The sequence below is a fragment of the Coprococcus sp. AM14-16 genome (assembly GCF_003434675.1).
Classification (GTDB): domain Bacteria; phylum Bacillota; class Clostridia; order Lachnospirales; family Lachnospiraceae; genus Coprococcus; species Coprococcus aceti.
This window is the reverse complement of sequence record NZ_QTLL01000001.1, coordinates 544,811-561,119: the sequence shown is the minus strand read 5'-3', so window position 1 is coordinate 561,119 and position 16,309 is coordinate 544,811. Positions and strand designations below refer to the sequence as shown.

Annotated in this window: 13 protein-coding genes and 1 pseudogene; 2 read left to right on the top strand and 12 right to left on the bottom strand. The window is 42.2% G+C overall.

The features are described from left to right. Positions 1-102 precede the first annotated feature (102 nt). The 3 genes and pseudogenes from DW159_RS02550 to pflB form a co-directional block, all read right to left on the bottom strand. A pseudogene (locus DW159_RS02550) lies at positions 103-564 on the bottom strand (PD-(D/E)XK nuclease domain-containing protein); the annotation flags it as partial. A 44-nt stretch (positions 565-608) separates the two neighbouring features. Continuing rightward, positions 609-1,460 carry a radical SAM protein gene (locus DW159_RS02545; RefSeq protein ID WP_117548843.1) on the bottom strand — a complete coding sequence of 284 codons (852 nt, stop codon included), beginning with the start codon at positions 1,458-1,460 and terminating at the stop codon, positions 609-611. Positions 1,461-1,672: 212 nt separating this feature from the next. Next, complete coding sequence (gene pflB, locus DW159_RS02540; protein WP_117548842.1) at positions 1,673-3,949, bottom strand: formate C-acetyltransferase; 2,277 nt, start codon at positions 3,947-3,949, stop codon at positions 1,673-1,675. Between the two features lie 402 nt (positions 3,950-4,351). Here pflB and DW159_RS02535 point away from each other — a divergent pair, with 402 nt between their 5' ends. Further along, on the top strand, positions 4,352-5,047 hold the full coding sequence (locus DW159_RS02535; protein WP_055222757.1) for a Crp/Fnr family transcriptional regulator: 696 nt from the start codon (positions 4,352-4,354) through the stop codon (positions 5,045-5,047). A 98-nt stretch (positions 5,048-5,145) separates the two neighbouring features. On the opposite strand, the gene ftsH is transcribed toward DW159_RS02535, so the two are convergent. From ftsH to DW159_RS02510, 5 genes are all read right to left on the bottom strand, one after another. Next, entirely contained in the window at positions 5,146-6,966 is a 1,821-nt protein-coding gene (gene ftsH, locus DW159_RS02530) for an ATP-dependent zinc metalloprotease FtsH (protein WP_117548841.1), read from the bottom strand. A gap of 274 nt (positions 6,967-7,240) precedes the next feature. Next, complete coding sequence (locus DW159_RS02525) at positions 7,241-8,086, bottom strand: TIGR02452 family protein (RefSeq protein ID WP_117548840.1); 846 nt, start codon at positions 8,084-8,086, stop codon at positions 7,241-7,243. A gap of 167 nt (positions 8,087-8,253) precedes the next feature. Then, the gene (locus DW159_RS02520; protein WP_117548839.1) at positions 8,254-9,210 is read right to left on the bottom strand and encodes a hypothetical protein; all 957 of its coding nucleotides are present in this window, start codon (positions 9,208-9,210) and stop codon (positions 8,254-8,256) included. A 16-nt stretch (positions 9,211-9,226) separates the two neighbouring features. Then, the gene (locus DW159_RS02515; protein ID WP_055222763.1) at positions 9,227-9,448 is read right to left on the bottom strand and encodes a helix-turn-helix domain-containing protein; all 222 of its coding nucleotides are present in this window, start codon (positions 9,446-9,448) and stop codon (positions 9,227-9,229) included. Between the two features lie 21 nt (positions 9,449-9,469). Continuing rightward, complete coding sequence (locus DW159_RS02510) at positions 9,470-10,324, bottom strand: hypothetical protein (protein WP_117548838.1); 855 nt, start codon at positions 10,322-10,324, stop codon at positions 9,470-9,472. 125 nt (positions 10,325-10,449) lie between these two features. Here DW159_RS02510 and DW159_RS14000 point away from each other — a divergent pair, with 125 nt between their 5' ends. Next, the gene (locus tag DW159_RS14000; RefSeq protein WP_278320889.1) at positions 10,450-10,575 is read left to right on the top strand and encodes a hypothetical protein; all 126 of its coding nucleotides are present in this window, start codon (positions 10,450-10,452) and stop codon (positions 10,573-10,575) included. Positions 10,576-10,683: 108 nt separating this feature from the next. Here the strand turns inward: DW159_RS14000 and DW159_RS02505 are convergent, their stop codons facing one another. From DW159_RS02505 to ppdK, 4 genes are all read right to left on the bottom strand, one after another. Further along, positions 10,684-11,241 carry an HD domain-containing protein gene (locus DW159_RS02505; protein WP_117548837.1) on the bottom strand — a complete coding sequence of 186 codons (558 nt, stop codon included), beginning with the start codon at positions 11,239-11,241 and terminating at the stop codon, positions 10,684-10,686. 75 nt (positions 11,242-11,316) lie between these two features. Continuing rightward, positions 11,317-12,084, bottom strand: a complete 768-nt coding sequence (locus tag DW159_RS02500; RefSeq protein ID WP_117548836.1) for an alpha/beta fold hydrolase — start codon at positions 12,082-12,084, stop codon at positions 11,317-11,319. A 49-nt stretch (positions 12,085-12,133) separates the two neighbouring features. Beyond that, complete coding sequence (locus DW159_RS02495; RefSeq protein WP_117548835.1) at positions 12,134-13,081, bottom strand: cation diffusion facilitator family transporter; 948 nt, start codon at positions 13,079-13,081, stop codon at positions 12,134-12,136. Positions 13,082-13,280: 199 nt separating this feature from the next. After that, positions 13,281-15,917 (bottom strand): pyruvate, phosphate dikinase, encoded by a 2,637-nt coding sequence (gene ppdK, locus DW159_RS02490; RefSeq protein WP_015534133.1) that lies wholly within the window; start codon positions 15,915-15,917, stop codon positions 13,281-13,283. Positions 15,918-16,309: the final 392 nt, after the last annotated feature.

Below are 16,309 nucleotides of genomic sequence, written 5' to 3'. Positions count from 1 at the left end.
AGTAACATCAATGTTTACTTCAACCTGTCTCGAAATACCTGATATTTATTATATATCAAAATAAGCACTAACACTGAAAAGCCGACAGCAAATGACATAGCATCAGTCTCCCATGACCACCTTGCAATTCTTATTAAAGCAAGCTATACCATACTTAATAAAATTCTGCATACCGTCCTGCTTTAACCTTGCCATATAGTCTTTTTCTTCTATCTGGCGGAGCGCCTTGACACACGCAGCGTCCATGACGCCATCCTCTGCATATTTCAATTCGATTGCTATACCTATCCTGCCATCTCCTGTTTCAATAAGTACATCACTGTATCCTATGCCTGACTCGGGATTGGACATCGTGCGCCATGCAGCTTTATAACCAGGCACCCCCAGGAGAATACCATGGTAGAAATTCTCTTTTCTTTCCTTCGCCACCACCGTATCCCTGATACTTATCGTATTCCACAGATAATCACCAAATATCTTTTCAATCTTTTCAGGCTCTTTGTTTACAAATGCCATACAGAAAGTCTCAAGTGTCTTTCCATCACTTCTTGATACATCACTGAACATAAGCAGCACAAATCCAAGTGCTCCGATAATTCTGACACATCTTACTCTCTGTATTCCAGAATACCCTTTGCAAGCTTCTGCTCCTCATCAGTAGGCGGATCAATTCCTTCAAGCTTATATGGTATTCCAAGTCTCTCCCACTCAGTGATACCGAGCTTGTGATATGGAAGTACCTCAACTTTATCGACAGTCTTGAGAGTATCTATGAACTCCTTAGTCTTTCTCAGATCATCCTCATCAGTTGTGATGGTTGGTACCAGTACGTGTCTGATCCACATATGCTTACCCTGATCTGACAGATACTGTGCAAGATCAAGTATATTGCTGTTGGAGAATCCTGTGAGATCTCTATGCTTGTCATCATTGATCTGCTTGATATCGAGCAGGAACAGATCTGTGAGATTCATCAGCTCATTGAACTTGGAGAAGAATGGCTCCTCCCTTGTAAATGGATTGCCGGCTGTATCTATTGTTGTATGAATACCTTCAGCCTTTGCAAGCTTGAAAAACTCGATGAGGAAATCCATCTGCAGCAGTGCCTCACCGCCGCTCACTGTTATACCACCGCCGTTTTTCCAATATGGCTTATAGCGGAGTGCCTGCTTTAACAGATCCTCAGGGGTCCTCGCCTCGATCTTGACGCCCTTATCCTTCAGCAGCTTTGTATTCTCTTCTATCTTCTTCTCAAGTTCTTCTCTCTCAGCATCGCTTGTTTCATCTGAGTAAAGCTTACTATAGTCTGTCACAAGATTCCATGTCTCTGGGTTGTGACAATATTTACATCTCATCTTGCAGCCCTGTAAAAAAACTACAAATCTTATGCCTGGACCATCTACTGCTCCAAAGCTCTCTGTCGAATGGACATATCCTAAAACCTGTTTCTTTTCAGACATATTTCACCTCTAAGTTCTTCCTATTCAAATACAACTCTCAATTAATGAAAGTAATTACAAACAAAACTACATGTCTATTATCTCTTATAAAAATGATATAAATACATATTCTTAAAAAAAGTCCCGGAGAGGTTATCCCCGGGACCATGGTTTTACTGTTATATCTGACAAAGCATCTATAACTTCACTGAAAATCCAGCGTCAGCTAAGAATTAAAGTGAGTCATGGAATGTTCTGTTGATAACATCGAGCTGCTGCTCACGTGTAAGTGATATGAACTTAACAGCATATCCTGATACACGGATTGTGAAGTTAGCGTACTCTGGCTTATCTGGATTCTCCATAGCATCAAGGAGCTTATCCTTACCAAATACGTTTACGTTCAGATGATGAGCGCCCTGATCGAAGTATCCATCCATTGCGCTTACAAGCTTTGTAGCTCTCTCTTCCTCATCATGTCCAAGTGCTGATGGGTTCATTGTCTGTGTATTTGAGATACCATCCAGTGACCACTCATAAGGAATCTTTGCAACAGAGTTAAGTGATGCAAGAAGTCCTGATGTCTCAGCGCCGTAGCTTGGGTTAGCACCTGGTGCAAATGGTGTCCAAGCACGTCTTCCATCTGGAAGGTTACCTGTGTACTTACCATAAACTACGTTAGATGTGATTGTAAGGATAGATGTTGTAGGCTCTGAATTACGATATGTGTGTCTCTTCTTGATGTCTGTAAGGAACTCATGAAGAAGCCATACACCGATGTTATCAGCTCTGTCGTCATCGTTACCATACTTAGGGAACTCGCCTTCGATCTCGAAGTCCTCAGCAAGTCCTGTCTCTGCGTTACGGATAACCTTAACCTTAGCGTACTTGATTGCTGACAGTGAGTCGATTACGTGTGAGAATCCAGCGATACCTGTTGCAAATGTACGACGTACATCTGTATCGATAAGTGCCATCTCAGCTGACTCATAGTAGTACTTGTCATGCATGTACTGGATGAGGTTAAGAATATTTACATAAAGTCCTGCTAACCAGTCAAGCATCTTCTTGTACTTAGCAAGTACTTCATCATAGTCAAGGTACTCTGATGTGATAGGTGAGTACTCTGGACCTACCTGCATTGGCTTACCAGTCTTCTTGTCAAGGAACTTCTCATCCTTACCACCATTGATAGCGTAAAGAAGACACTTAGCAAGGTTTGCACGAGCTCCGAAGAACTGCATCTCCTTACCAGTCTGTGTAGCTGATACACAGCAGCAGATTGAGTAATCATCGCCCCAGATTGGCTTCATTACATCATCGTTCTCATACTGGATTGAGCTTGTTCTTACAGAGATCTTAGCAGCATACTTCTTGAATGTATCCTGAAGAGCTGATGAGTAAAGAACTGTAAGGTTTGGCTCTGGAGCTGGTCCCATGTTCTCAAGTGTATGAAGGAATCTGTAATCGTTCTTTGTAACCATTGAACGTCCGTCAACACCGATACCACCAACCTCAAGAGTAGCCCATACAGGATCTCCTGAGAACAGCTCGTTGTATGACTTAATTCTTGCGAACTTAACCATACGAAGCTTCATTGTGAAATGATCGATAAGCTCCTGAGCCTCAGCCTCTGTAAGCTTACCAGCCTTAATATCTCTCTCAATATAGATATCAAGGAATGTAGATACACGTCCAACTGACATAGCTGCACCGTTCTGAGTCTTGATAGCTGCAAGGTATCCGAAGTATAACCACTGAACAGCCTCTTTAGCGTTTGAAGCTGGCTTTGAAATATCATATCCGTATGACTGAGCCATAACCTTCATCTCTTTGAGACGCTTGATCTGCTCTGAAAGCTCTTCTCTCTGACGGATGACATCATCAAACATGTTGCCATCGCCACAGTTAGCCTTATCCTCTTCCTTCCAAGCGATAAGCTGATCAATACCGTAAAGAGCAACTCTTCTGTAGTCACCTACGATACGTCCACGACCATATGTGTCAGGAAGTCCTGTTACGATATGTGTATGACGAGCTGCCATCATCTCTGGTGTGTAAGCATCAAATACTGCCTGGTTGTGTGTCTTGTGATACTCAGTGAAGATCTTGTGGAAGTTCTCGTTTGGAGTATATCCATACATCTGAAGAGCTTCCTCAGCCATCTTGATACCACCATAAGGCATAAATGCTCTCTTAAGTGGCTCATCTGTCTGAAGACCTACAATCTGCTCAAGATCCTTTGTCTCTGGATCAATGTAGCCTGGGCCATAAGATGTGATGCTTGATACAACATCAGCATCCTCCTTTAAAACTCCACCGTTATCTCTCTCAGCCTTCTGAAGTGCCTGAAGCTTATCCCAAAGCTTGTTAGTAGCATCTGTTGGGGCTGCAAGGAAACTCTCGTCTCCATCGTACTGTGTGTAGTTGTTCTGGATGAAGTCTCTTACATTACACTCTTCCTTCCAGAGTCTACCTGTGAATGATTCCCATTCCTGGTTCTGTAACATGATAAAATTTCTCCTTTCAGTGTTTTAATATGTGAAAATGTGACACACTATTTACTTATTATACAGAATAATCTTCTATAATTCAATAATGCTTATCACATTCCTTGCTTTTCATTTGTAAGTATATTATACTTTACTCATAAATTCGGTTGTTATAACCACGTAATAAAGATTTAAACAACTTTTTTTGAAAAAATTTGAGAAAATATATGAATAATATATATTGTGTATGGACAAGGGATAATTTATTACACATATACAATATACTGTGTTTTGAAAAAATATACATTCTATAGCTGAAAGCCTGATTGCACCCCCGCATCATGACACCTTGTCACTATAATATACTACGCTGCAGACTGCTGCTCTGCATAGAAATAAATAATAAGATGGAGGTTATGTATGAAACTTAAAATTCCTCAATATCAATTGTCTGAAGTACTCAACATGATGGCATTCAAAGGAATCTCGGAAGCCGATATCAAAACCATGATGGATCTCGGAATCCTGCGCGAACACTATTACAGATACAACTCCACTATATTCAAAGCCGGCGAAATAACCGAGGAGCTTGGAATAGTCATCAAAGGCCGGGTGATTGTTGAGAATGTTGACTACTGGGGCTCCAAAAGTATCCTGAGTTCAGCACTTCCGGGAAAGGTGTTCGGTGAAACATACGCCCTGTCCGGACACAAACTCATGATCGACGCAAGAGCAACAGAGCCTACTATCGTATTCCTGCTCAACGCACAGGATATCATGTCCGGCAAATACAACAGTTATCCGTGGCATCTGCAAATGCTGAAGAATCTTCTTCTCCTATCATCGAGAAGAAGTCTCACCCTCTCTCTTCATATCTTCTATATAAAGCCAAAGAAGATACGTGAGCGTGTCAGCTATTATCTCTCAGGACTTGCCAGCTCTCTTGGAACAACTGAGTTCGATATCCCATTTAACAGGGAACAGTTTGCCGACTACCTGAATGTAGACAGAACTGCACTGTCCAAGGAATTGTCCAACATGCAGAGTGAGGGACTTATAGAGTTCAAAAAGAATCATTTCAAGCTGTTGGAGCTTGACCACGAGGAATTGACGTAATACTACTATTCTGAATACAGTAAGAGTCTATCTTATGGTTACCGGGTGCGGAATTGTAAAATGTCAGCACCCGGTAACTGAAATTATATCTAAGAGAATCATGAATTCAATATCTTCATAAACTCCTCGCCTGTGATCGTCTCCTTCTGATACAGATAATTGGAAAGCTCATCAAGCTTCGCTCTGTTCTCGAGGATAATGGTTGCTGCCTTCTCATGCTGCTTTCTTATAAGCTCCACAACCTTCTTGTCTATGAGTGTCTGCGTCTCTGCCGAGCACGAAAGTGATGAATCACCGCCAAGGTATTTGTTGTTCTCTACCTCCATGGCTACCATATCAAACTCTTTGCTCATTCCGTATTTGGTTATCATAGCTCTTGCAAGCTTTGTTGCCTGTTCTATATCGTTGGACGCTCCGGTTGTAATAGATCCAAATACTATCTCCTCTGCAGCTCTTCCGCCTGTGAGTGTGGCGATCTTATTCTCAATCTCTTCCTTGGTCATAAGATAGTGATTACCCTCATCCACCTGCATGGTGTAACCAAGAGCTCCTGATGTTCTCGGAACTATGGTTATCTTCTGGACAGGCGCTGAATCAGTCTGCTTGGCAGCTACAAGCGCATGTCCAATCTCATGGTATGACACGACAAGCTTCTCCTTGTCTGTAAGTATCGCATTTTTTCTCTGGTAACCTGCAATTACGACCTCTATGCTCTCTTCCATATCGGCCTGTGTCACGAAGCCTCTGCCCGCTCTGACAGCCCTGAGTGCAGCCTCATTTACAATATTGGCAAGCTCGGCACCGGATGCACCTGATGCCATTCTGGCTATCTTATTGAAGTCTACACTATCTCCTATCTTGACCTTCTTTGCATGAACCTTGAGTATATCCTCACGTCCCTTGAGATCCGGAAGTTCAACAGGTACTCGTCTGTCAAATCTTCCCGGTCTGAGCAGTGCCGGATCAAGTGAATCCGGTCTGTTGGTTGCAGCAAGGATGATGACACCATTGTTGCCCTCGAATCCATCCATCTCGGTGAGAAGCTGGTTAAGTGTCTGCTCACGCTCGTCATTGCCTCCTATCTGTCCGTCTCTCTTCTTACCTATGGCATCTATCTCATCGATGAACACTATACATGGAGCCTTTTCCTTTGCCTGCTGAAACAGATCTCTCACCTTTGAGGCTCCCATACCTACGAACATCTCAACGAACTCTGAACCGGACATTGAGAAAAATGGTACATTTGCCTCTCCGGCTACAGCCTTGGCAAGCATGGTCTTACCTGTTCCCGGAGGGCCCACAAGAAGAATACCCTTAGGCATGGAAGCACCAATTTCCTTGTACTTTCCAGGATTGTGAAGATACTCAACGATCTCTGTCAGATTCTCCTTCGCCTCATCCTCTCCTGCAACATCAGTAAATTTGATTCCCTCTGTAGAATTAACATATATCTTTGCATTGCTCTTGCCCATTCCAAACATCATGGAATTCTTGCCGCCTCCGGCGTGCTTCATCATCTGATTGGCAAGCATTCTTCCAAGCAGCGTAAATATAAGTATCGGTATGATCCAGCTGAGTATAAAGCTGAGTATAGGCGATGTCTGTTTGATCTCCTGACCTGAAAACTTGGCTCCTGACTTGTAAAGTCTCTCGGTTAAGTTCTCATCACTCACCATAGCAGTCTTGTACACCTTCTTGTCATCTTTACCTGTAAAATAGATAATATTTGACTGTGCTTCAATATCTACCTCATCGATCTTCTTGTCCTCTGTCATGGATATGAATGTACCATAGTCCACCTCCTCTATACTTCTCTCAGTAAACCATGGGACAAATATGAAATTGAGAACCATTATTATGATAAGCACTATCAGATAATAAAATATCAGCGGCTTCTTTGGCTGTTTTACTTCTTTCATATAAAAATCCTCCTTGTGATATTTTTTAGGATATATATGTCTGACACAATATAGAAACGCCATTATCATATATATTATTCTAACCTTATATCACAAGGAGGATTTATTCAATTAATTATTTCTAAAATTTGTATAATTCTTTTAATAATCTTTCACTATTTTCTCATTGACACTAATCCTGTAATCAAGACTCTTGTCATTTCCTGCTCATCTTCTTATATCTACATCGCCGCCCTCATAGCATGATGGTATGCACCATAGGCACAAATTTCATTTACAATGAACTTAATACGCTGTTAAACACCCTGTAATTGAAATCATCATTTGGTCTGCAGTATACAGCAAACTCGATATTCTCAAATGCGTATATATAATCACTTAGAACATTTGCAGCAGCCGATGCCACCGCATGAGGATCGTTGCGGAATGCACCACAGCCAAATGCCCCGAGTATCACTGTGTCCGCATGGTTCATAACGGCGCTGTCAAGTATCCTTCTGAGTCTTTTCTCATGAATAATCTGAAGGTCATAATTGCTTACTCCCGCTGCGCTTGCACCATTCTCGCAGTTATATATATTTCCTGGAATTTCCCGTAGATTCGGCGCAGCACATGTGATCACATCCACTTTATACCAATCCTTTCGCTCCATGAGTTCCGGCAGATCTGTATCCGTCTTAAACACCACTATACCAGGTGTATATATAATGTCATCATTGTGTATAGGATCTTTTGCCGCTCTGTGAGGAGTATAGAACATTCCCCACATATCAGGAGTGTTCAAACAGAAATACAGATTAGAACATCTGCAGAGACATTCCTCCTGTGCACTCGCTCCATATACAACTCCGCCACCCGGATTTACCGCCGATGCAAAGTTATGCACAGCAACATGCTGTCCCTTATAATATGCTGCTGCCTCATATGTTCTCTTTCTGGATACCACAATCCTGGTCTGTTTCTTATAAATATTAAGATTAAGTCCCGGAATCTTCTCACTTTCTGCAATAAATCGCTGCCCTGACACCGATTTCTTTGTAGCATCTGACAATGCAGCATCCGTCTTGCACATATACTCTGTATTCTGAAATATAATTTTGTTCATCTCTTTGCGATCCATCTGTAATCCTCCTTAATTCTCACTGTCATACATGAAATTATGATAATATGCCCACGCTAAATGTTCTCGTTTTTCAATTTCATTCATTTTCTCTAGTCATAATTTTAAACCACAGGGAACCAATTTACCATATCCCTGTGGTTTAATCTTAAATTAATATTCACCTGTTATTCTATCTCAACTACGCCTGTATCCAGGAAGAATTTGCCTGTGCTCACACTATATTCATACACTGAATCTTCTTTATCCACGAATGAACTGTGCATCTTACCAGTCACATCCGCATAGGACACGATCACATACTGCCAGTCACAGTCAAACTTTATTGTATCTGGTATATCCCCAACATCATAGGTTTTGGCATCCAGCTCTTTATTATCCTCAGACATGGCTGTAAATGTATACTTTTCTCCCGCACGTTCAAACTTCCATTCCACGTGTATAGTCATCTCATTTTCATCGCCTGATGAACTTTCACTACCCGAGAACGAAGTCGTCTTATACGACTCTTTTATATCCATTGCACCTGAGCCGTTCTCTGCAGTCTGATCCGTGGCCGCACACCCCATTGAGCTGCCACTCGTTATATAATATGTTCCATCTGTTTTCTCATATACCTTATTGAGGATTATTCCCACATCACCATCTGAGTCTGCATAGCTATCCTTATTGTCCAGATCATAGTACACACATCCGTTCACTGTCCGGCTTCTGGTGACACTTCCATCTGCATTCTCATTATACCCAACAATGTTTGTTCCAACACTTATACTATCAGATACCAGAGTCTCGTACATATCTTCCCCCTCGCCTGATCTGGCATAGATCATATAACATCCGTCAACATCAATGTCTTCATCTGTTATCTTAAGTGTACCTGCATCAATATCGATTTCGCACGGAACATCGGTAACTGTCCCAAGCCTTTCTGTTGTTACAAACACTCCAACCAGAGAATCATTTTCAGCAGGTTCAACTTTTGTTTTATCCGCAAGCGAGCAGCCTGAGAGCATACATATTCCAAGTAATCCAATAATACCCATGGCAACCAGATCACTCTTTCGTATCACTCTATGTGTCTCACCTGATTTCCTGTCTGTTTTCTTACCCCTGATAACTTTCATCACAGCTCCCGCCTCCTTAGTCTTCTTCTATAAGCTCACCATCGAATGTCAATATGTCTCCAACGTCGCAGTGCAGGTAATAACATATCTTATTGATCGTGGTAAACCGCACACCCTTTGCCTTTCCACTTCTAAGTACCGACAAATTTGCCTCTGTAATCCCCACAAGCTTGCAAAGCTCCTTCGACGTCATATTATTTTCTTTTAAAACTCTGTCCAGCGTTACTTTGATCGCCATACCTGCACGTCACCTCAAATTCTATATATATGAATCATTTTCTTCTTTTATCGCTTTTGTCTTAGCAAGGTTTCTGACACCCATATACACAACGATGAGTATTATCAGCTCATATAATGGAAGTGATATCTTGAAATCTGCATTTGAAAGAGTCGTCATGATAAAAAGCTGAAGCACATTCTTCGAGAGTTCAAGAATCACCATGACTGATATTGCACTCTTGCTCGTCTTTGAAAGTCTCTCTGCCATATGGATTGTTTCATCCGAATACTCATTTTCTATTATGCTGTTGCAAAGCCTGTATCCCCTGATCAGAACCCATATGACAAGAGCAGCATTTACAAGCTGGAAAATAAACAGGATCACTGCCCATCCGGCATCACCAGGCATAGCACCGGCATTTGTCCGATTTGTTCTGACAAGCTCCGGCAGTGACACACAGACAATCACAAAAGCTGTGAATACCACTATCACACATATTATCTTCTTGATGATTTCTACTATCTGAGTGCTATCCGCCTTGTCTATACTCTCCACGATCCTGAGCACAGCATAGCATGCCAGCACCGACCATATCACTGAGCTTATTGCAAGATTCAGCATATCTGAAGTTACCAGAGCATTTCCATCTATGACATACCCTGGATTTATCATCATATATATTCCTATGAAAAGCACTGCTGAAAGTCCCAGCAACAGGTAGTCAGCATCAATTTTTCTATTTCTTATACAGAGCACGATGAATCCAGCAAGCGGCACACAGCCTATCAGACAGAACATACATATTGCAAGGACATTCTGTGCTCCGCCCGCAAGAGACATCTCCCTGAGCCACTTTGCTATGTATGCAAATGCATTTAAAACACCATTTACCATAAAATCCTCCAATCGCCAAGTAAATTATTGTTTTTCGATAATTATCTTACTTGTATAGTACCACATGATTATCGTTTGTCAATAATTATTATCGTTTTTCGATAATTAATTTCAGTTGATACAAAATGTGTCTCCGTATATTCGACTTCATCGCCAGCATGACCGATGACTATTTCATAGATCTGTATGAATACCTTTTCCCAGATGGACCATACAAGGTCAACTATGTCGGATACTTTGACAACATCTGATCATAATTGTCAAAACAAATACCTCCCGGGCTGATCGTTATATTCCATCATCCGCCTGGGAGGTATTATCATACATTTTTGTAATTAAAAATAACTATTCACTATCGACTACTTGCCGGTCTGATCTGACATTTTCTCTGCAAGTTTCTTACATTCAGCCTCAAATTCATCTTCCACTTCTCGCCATGGTCTTTCGGCCACAGCAGGGACTGAACTAAGGTTGTCCGTATTCCTGTACTCCTCGCCTTTCATCAGATTCTTAAGTTCGAAGTTCATCATATCATCATCTATCTGTTTCCACATCGCATTCTCTTCTTCGCTCAGATCAGCAAGTCCAAATCGCTCAAGTATAACGTTCATGATCGAACTCTCTATCTCAAGATAATTGGACAAATGCGCTTTTACCGGTCTGATTATGTCTGATATATACGCCTCGCTGGCATCGTGCAACAGACAGGCAAGCTGTAGCCGCTCTGACCATCCCCTTGACTTCGCCTCATTCATACAGTTGATGGAGTGCTGTGCCACAGAAAAGAAATAGGACACATGCCCTCCACCGCGGCACGTGAGGCTTAACGCATGCGCAATATCCTGTATTGATATGTCTGAAGCTGTCATATTCATCGGATCTATTTTGTTCCCCGTATACGTGTTCATCGTTGCCATATCACAGTCTCCTTATCCTTATTTATCAGCATTTTAAGATAGTATATCCTTGTCGTATCATATTCCACTTTTAATTCATTCAATGTCAAGCAATTCAGAAATAATATCATTGAATTGTCTGCTCTGATCTATGTTACACACGTGACCACAATGCTCTATTATTATCAGCTCCGCATCTGTCAGATCAGTTTCCTCCACGATTCCATTTATAAAACACAGATCACCACGCCCGGAAATATATACATTCTCCTCGTGTAATCTGCTCACAAACTCGTCACAAAGTGAAAAATGCTCAATAAAAATATTCATATACGCCTTAAATTCCAGACTGTTTAATGCCTTGGCACATTTGCAGAACACCTTCCTGCTTGTCTTGCTGACTTTCCATGGCATAAATAACTTTGCCATTATTCTGTAGACGACAGGAAATGGCAGCTTGTCGCCTATCTTAGCAAAGACATTGACAGCACGCCTGAGTGGTTTTCCAACCGTGCCAAGCGCACCCACAAGTATTGCTTTATCTATGTAACTTCCGCATCTCATCTCCATATATTTGATAAATATAGTTCCAAGTGATACGCCCATAAAAACAGCTCGCTGTATCCCCCGCTCATCAAGCACCTGCGTTATCTCACCCACGACAACATCCAGCGTACTTCCCATCTTGGACAATTTCAGTTCACTGTCTCCATGACTTGGCAAAGTTATCGCCAGAACATTAAACTTCTTCTGAAGCAAGGGAATCTGATTCTTCCATACCCTGTTGTTTCCTCCAAATCCATGAAGCAGAACTATATATCTATCGGTATCACATGAGCTTTCAAAAACTTCATAATGTAACAATATCCTTGCATCCCCTTGATCATTTGTATTTTGTATTACAGCTTTACTATCAATCTGGTATGACCTCTATATACACCTGATCATACTTATCCCTTAGCTCCTGTTTTATCTCGTCTCTCACCTTATGAATGATACTTATATGTATCACATCCGTCTGATTTCCTATATATACCTCAACCCACAGCTTCCGCCCGGTCTGGATGACATCCAGAAAAGTGACCTCATATGGGTAATCCTTCATATGCTGATCCACTATGGCTCGTATCTGACTAAGCGTCTCTTCCTCCGGAGCAAAAAGAATAAGATTCTTGATACTCTGAAATATCTCGCACACCGGCTCTTTTATAAGAAGAAGTGCCATAACCACCGCTACAGCCGGATCAATATAAGGGGTAATAAAACGCAGGTTTGTATGCAACAGAGCAGTCTGTACCGCAAATGCTACAGCAACTCCCATACTGCTTATTACGTCAAGCTTCCACATATACAGCTCCGCTTTAATAGTTGTAGACTCATATTTCTTACTGTAATGACCAAGTATCGCATACATAACCGCACAACATACACATACAAGAAATTCAAATACCGCTATGCTCCCCGCATCTACATCATGTCCCCCATGAAACAACAGCTTTATATTCTCAACCATGAGATTACATGTGAGTGCAAGTAATACACTGTACTTCACAAGGAGGAAAAGTGATTCCACCTGGGCATAGCCATATGGATGTTTCTCTGTCACAGGTTTATACAGAAGCGGAACCAGCACCATGAATGGTCCTATCATGACCAGATCTGCAGAGTCGAACAGGCAGTCCGTCCAAAGCGAATGTGAATGGGTATACCATGCCATCACGCCCTCCGCAAGTATGAAGAAGACACTTCCCATAAAAGACAGACGAAGTATTCTCTTCTCTATGGCAAGCTTGTCCTTTCTCGACCTACGTTCCTTCTTCTTAGCTTCTCTTTTACTAATTTCTACATCTCTTTCATTCATTATATATTCTTCCTATGTTTAATTTCCATAGACCACAATATCATCAGTACATAATATAATCAAGTATCGGCTATTGATTTCTCCTTTTTGATATGCATATTTTTTTACAAAAAAGTCCCTGTAACCACCTCATGGCAATTACAGGGACTCATATTGTCTTTATTAAGCTAATTACTTACAAGTTCTGTTCGTCCAAATCCTACTTGTTAGCGATTGCAGCCTGAGCAGCAGCAAGTCTAGCGATAGGTACTCTGAATGGTGAACATGATACATAATCAAGACCAATCTTGTGGCAGAACTCAACTGATGAAGGATCTCCACCGTGCTCACCACAGATACCGATGTGAAGCTTTGGATTAACTGGCTTACCAAGCTTAACTGCCATATCCATGAGCTTACCAACACCTGTCTGATCAAGCTTAGCAAATGGATCGTTCTCGAAGATCTTAGCATCATAGTAAGCATTTAAGAACTTACCAGCATCATCTCTTGAGAATCCGAATGTCATCTGTGTAAGGTCGTTTGTACCGAAGCAGAAGAAGTCAGCTTCCTTAGCGATCTCATCAGCTGTAAGAGCTGCTCTTGGGATCTCGATCATTGTACCAACCTCATACTTAAGATCTACGCCAGCAGCAGCGATCTCAGCGTCAGCTGTCTCAACAACTACCTTCTTAACGTACTTAAGCTCCTTAACCTCACATACAAGTGGGATCATGATCTCTGGCTCAACTGTCCAATCTGGATGCTCCTTCTGAACCTCGATTGCTGCACGGATAACAGCCTTTGTCTGCATCTTAGCGATCTCTGGGTATGTTACAGCAAGACGGCATCCTCTGTGACCCATCATAGGGTTGAACTCATGGAGTGAGTTGCAAAGTGCCTTAATCTCCTCAACGCTCTTGTTCTTAGCAGCAGCAAGCTTCTCAATGTCAGCCTCCTCTGTTGGAACGAACTCATGAAGAGGTGGATCCAGGAATCTGATAGTAACTGGGTTACCCTCAAGTGCCTCATAAAGAGCCTTGAAGTCTCCCTGCTGATATGGAAGGATCTTATTAAGAGCTTCCTCTCTCTCTTCTACTGTATCAGAGCAGATCATCTCACGGAATGCTGCGATTCTCTCTGGATCAAAGAACATATGCTCTGTACGGCAAAGACCGATACCCTCTGCACCAAGCTCACGTGCCTTCTTAGCATCTGCTGGTGTATCTGCATTTGTTCTAACCTTAAGTGTTCTATACTTATCAGCCCATGCCATAACACGGCCGAATGTTCCTGCGATCTGAGCATCAACTGTCTTGATAACTCCATCGTAAATGTTACCTGTTGTACCATCGATTGAGATGTAATCTCCCTCATGGAATTCCTTGCCAGCGAGTGTGAACTTCTTGTTCTCCTCGTCCATAACGATATCGCCACAACCTGATACACAGCATGTACCCATACCACGGGCAACAACTGCAGCGTGTGATGTCATACCACCACGAACTGTAAGAATACCCTGTGCTGACTTCATACCTGTGATATCCTCTGGTGATGTCTCAAGACGTACAAGAACTACCTTCTCGCCTCTAGCTGCCCATGCCTCAGCATCGTCAGCTGTGAATACGATCTTACCACAAGCAGCACCTGGTGAAGCGCCAAGTCCCTTGCCCATTGGTGTAGCTGCCTTAAGAGCTGCTGCATCAAACTGTGGGTGAAGAAGTGTATCAAGGTTACGAGGATCGATCATTGCAACTGCCTCTTCCTCTGTCTTATGTCCCTCATCAACAAGGTCACAAGCGATCTGAAGAGCTGCCTGAGCTGTTCTCTTACCATTTCTACACTGAAGCATGTAAAGCTTCTTGTTCTCAACTGTGAACTCCATATCCTGCATATCATGGTAGTGATTCTCAAGAGTCTCACAAACCTTGATGAACTCTGCATAAGCATCTGGGAACTCCTGCTCCATCTGAGCGATTGGCATTGGTGTACGAACACCGGCAACAACGTCCTCGCCCTGTGCATTGATAAGGAACTCACCCATAAGCTTCTTCTCACCTGTTGCAGGGTCACGAGTAAATGCAACACCTGTACCAGACTCATTGTTCAGGTTACCGAATACCATAGGCATTACGTTAACTGCTGTACCCCATGAATAAGGGATATCGTTGTCTCTTCTGTATACGTTCGCACGTGGGTTATCCCATGAACGGAATACAGCCTCGATAGCTAACTTTAACTGCTCAACTGGGTCTGAAGGGAAATCTGTTCCTAACTGGTTCTTGTACTCTGCCTTGAACTGCTCAGCAAGTGTCTTGAGATCCTGTGCTGTAAGCTCTACATCGAACTTAACACCCTTCTCTTCCTTCATCTTGTCGATGAGCTGCTCGAAGTACTTCTTACCAACTTCCATAACAACGTCTGAGAACATCTGGATGAAACGTCTGTATGAATCGTATACGAAACGCTCGAATGCTGGATCTGGGTTGTGTGCTATCATAGCAGCAACAACGTCATCGTTAAGACCAAGGTTAAGGATTGTATCCATCATACCTGGCATAGATGCTCTTGCACCTGAACGAACTGATACAAGTAATGGATTCTCAAGATCTCCGAACTTCTTGCCGTTGATCTCCTCCATCTTCTTAACGCCATCCATAGCCTGAGCCATGATCTCGTCATTGATCTTACGGCCATCCTCATAGTACTGAGTACAAGCCTCTGTTGTAATTGTGAAACCCTGTGGAACTGGAAGACCAATTGCTGTCATCTCTGCAAGGTTTGCACCCTTACCACCGAGAAGATTACGCATGGTCATGTCGCCTTCGCTAAACATATAAACCCACTTGTTTGCCATTTGTTTGTTACCTCCTACGTAAACTTTATATTTCATGGTGTGAAGTCCCCGTGAAGTCTCCACACGCGCTAGACTGATTATAACATATATGTCAACATTAGCAAACTCTTTTTTCTATATTTTGTGTATAAACCAGTCCATTTTTACATATAGTTGAATTATATGTATATTCCATTATATTACGCTTAATTACAGCAACATTTGTGTGCCGACCTGAAACAGACTGGCAACTGATCTTCGCTGATCAGTATTCAAAAATTTCCAAATTGGCAAACTGCCCGCACAGCCCTATTCATCCCGTAAAAAACATAGGCTGCGGAAATCTCCGCAGCCTATGCTTTACTTTATATCATGTCGCCTGCAGGCTCCATGTGGATATTCACATTATACCA

Coding starts and splice junctions, on each gene's coding strand:
- DW159_RS02545 (WP_117548843.1), bottom strand. CDS start 1,460: ATGTCTGAAAAGAAACAGGTTTTAGGATATGTCCATTCGACAGAGAGC.
- pflB (WP_117548842.1), bottom strand. CDS start 3,949: ATGTTACAGAACCAGGAATGGGAATCATTCACAGGTAGACTCTGGAAG.
- DW159_RS02535 (WP_055222757.1), top strand. CDS start 4,352: ATGAAACTTAAAATTCCTCAATATCAATTGTCTGAAGTACTCAACATG.
- ftsH (WP_117548841.1), bottom strand. CDS start 6,966: ATGAAAGAAGTAAAACAGCCAAAGAAGCCGCTGATATTTTATTATCTG.
- DW159_RS02525 (WP_117548840.1), bottom strand. CDS start 8,086: ATGGATCGCAAAGAGATGAACAAAATTATATTTCAGAATACAGAGTAT.
- DW159_RS02520 (WP_117548839.1), bottom strand. CDS start 9,210: ATGAAAGTTATCAGGGGTAAGAAAACAGACAGGAAATCAGGTGAGACA.
- DW159_RS02515 (WP_055222763.1), bottom strand. CDS start 9,448: ATGGCGATCAAAGTAACGCTGGACAGAGTTTTAAAAGAAAATAATATG.
- DW159_RS02510 (WP_117548838.1), bottom strand. CDS start 10,324: ATGGTAAATGGTGTTTTAAATGCATTTGCATACATAGCAAAGTGGCTC.
- DW159_RS14000 (WP_278320889.1), top strand. CDS start 10,450: ATGTGTCTCCGTATATTCGACTTCATCGCCAGCATGACCGATGACTAT.
- DW159_RS02505 (WP_117548837.1), bottom strand. CDS start 11,241: ATGGCAACGATGAACACGTATACGGGGAACAAAATAGATCCGATGAAT.
- DW159_RS02495 (WP_117548835.1), bottom strand. CDS start 13,081: ATGAATGAAAGAGATGTAGAAATTAGTAAAAGAGAAGCTAAGAAGAAG.
- ppdK (WP_015534133.1), bottom strand. CDS start 15,917: ATGGCAAACAAGTGGGTTTATATGTTTAGCGAAGGCGACATGACCATG.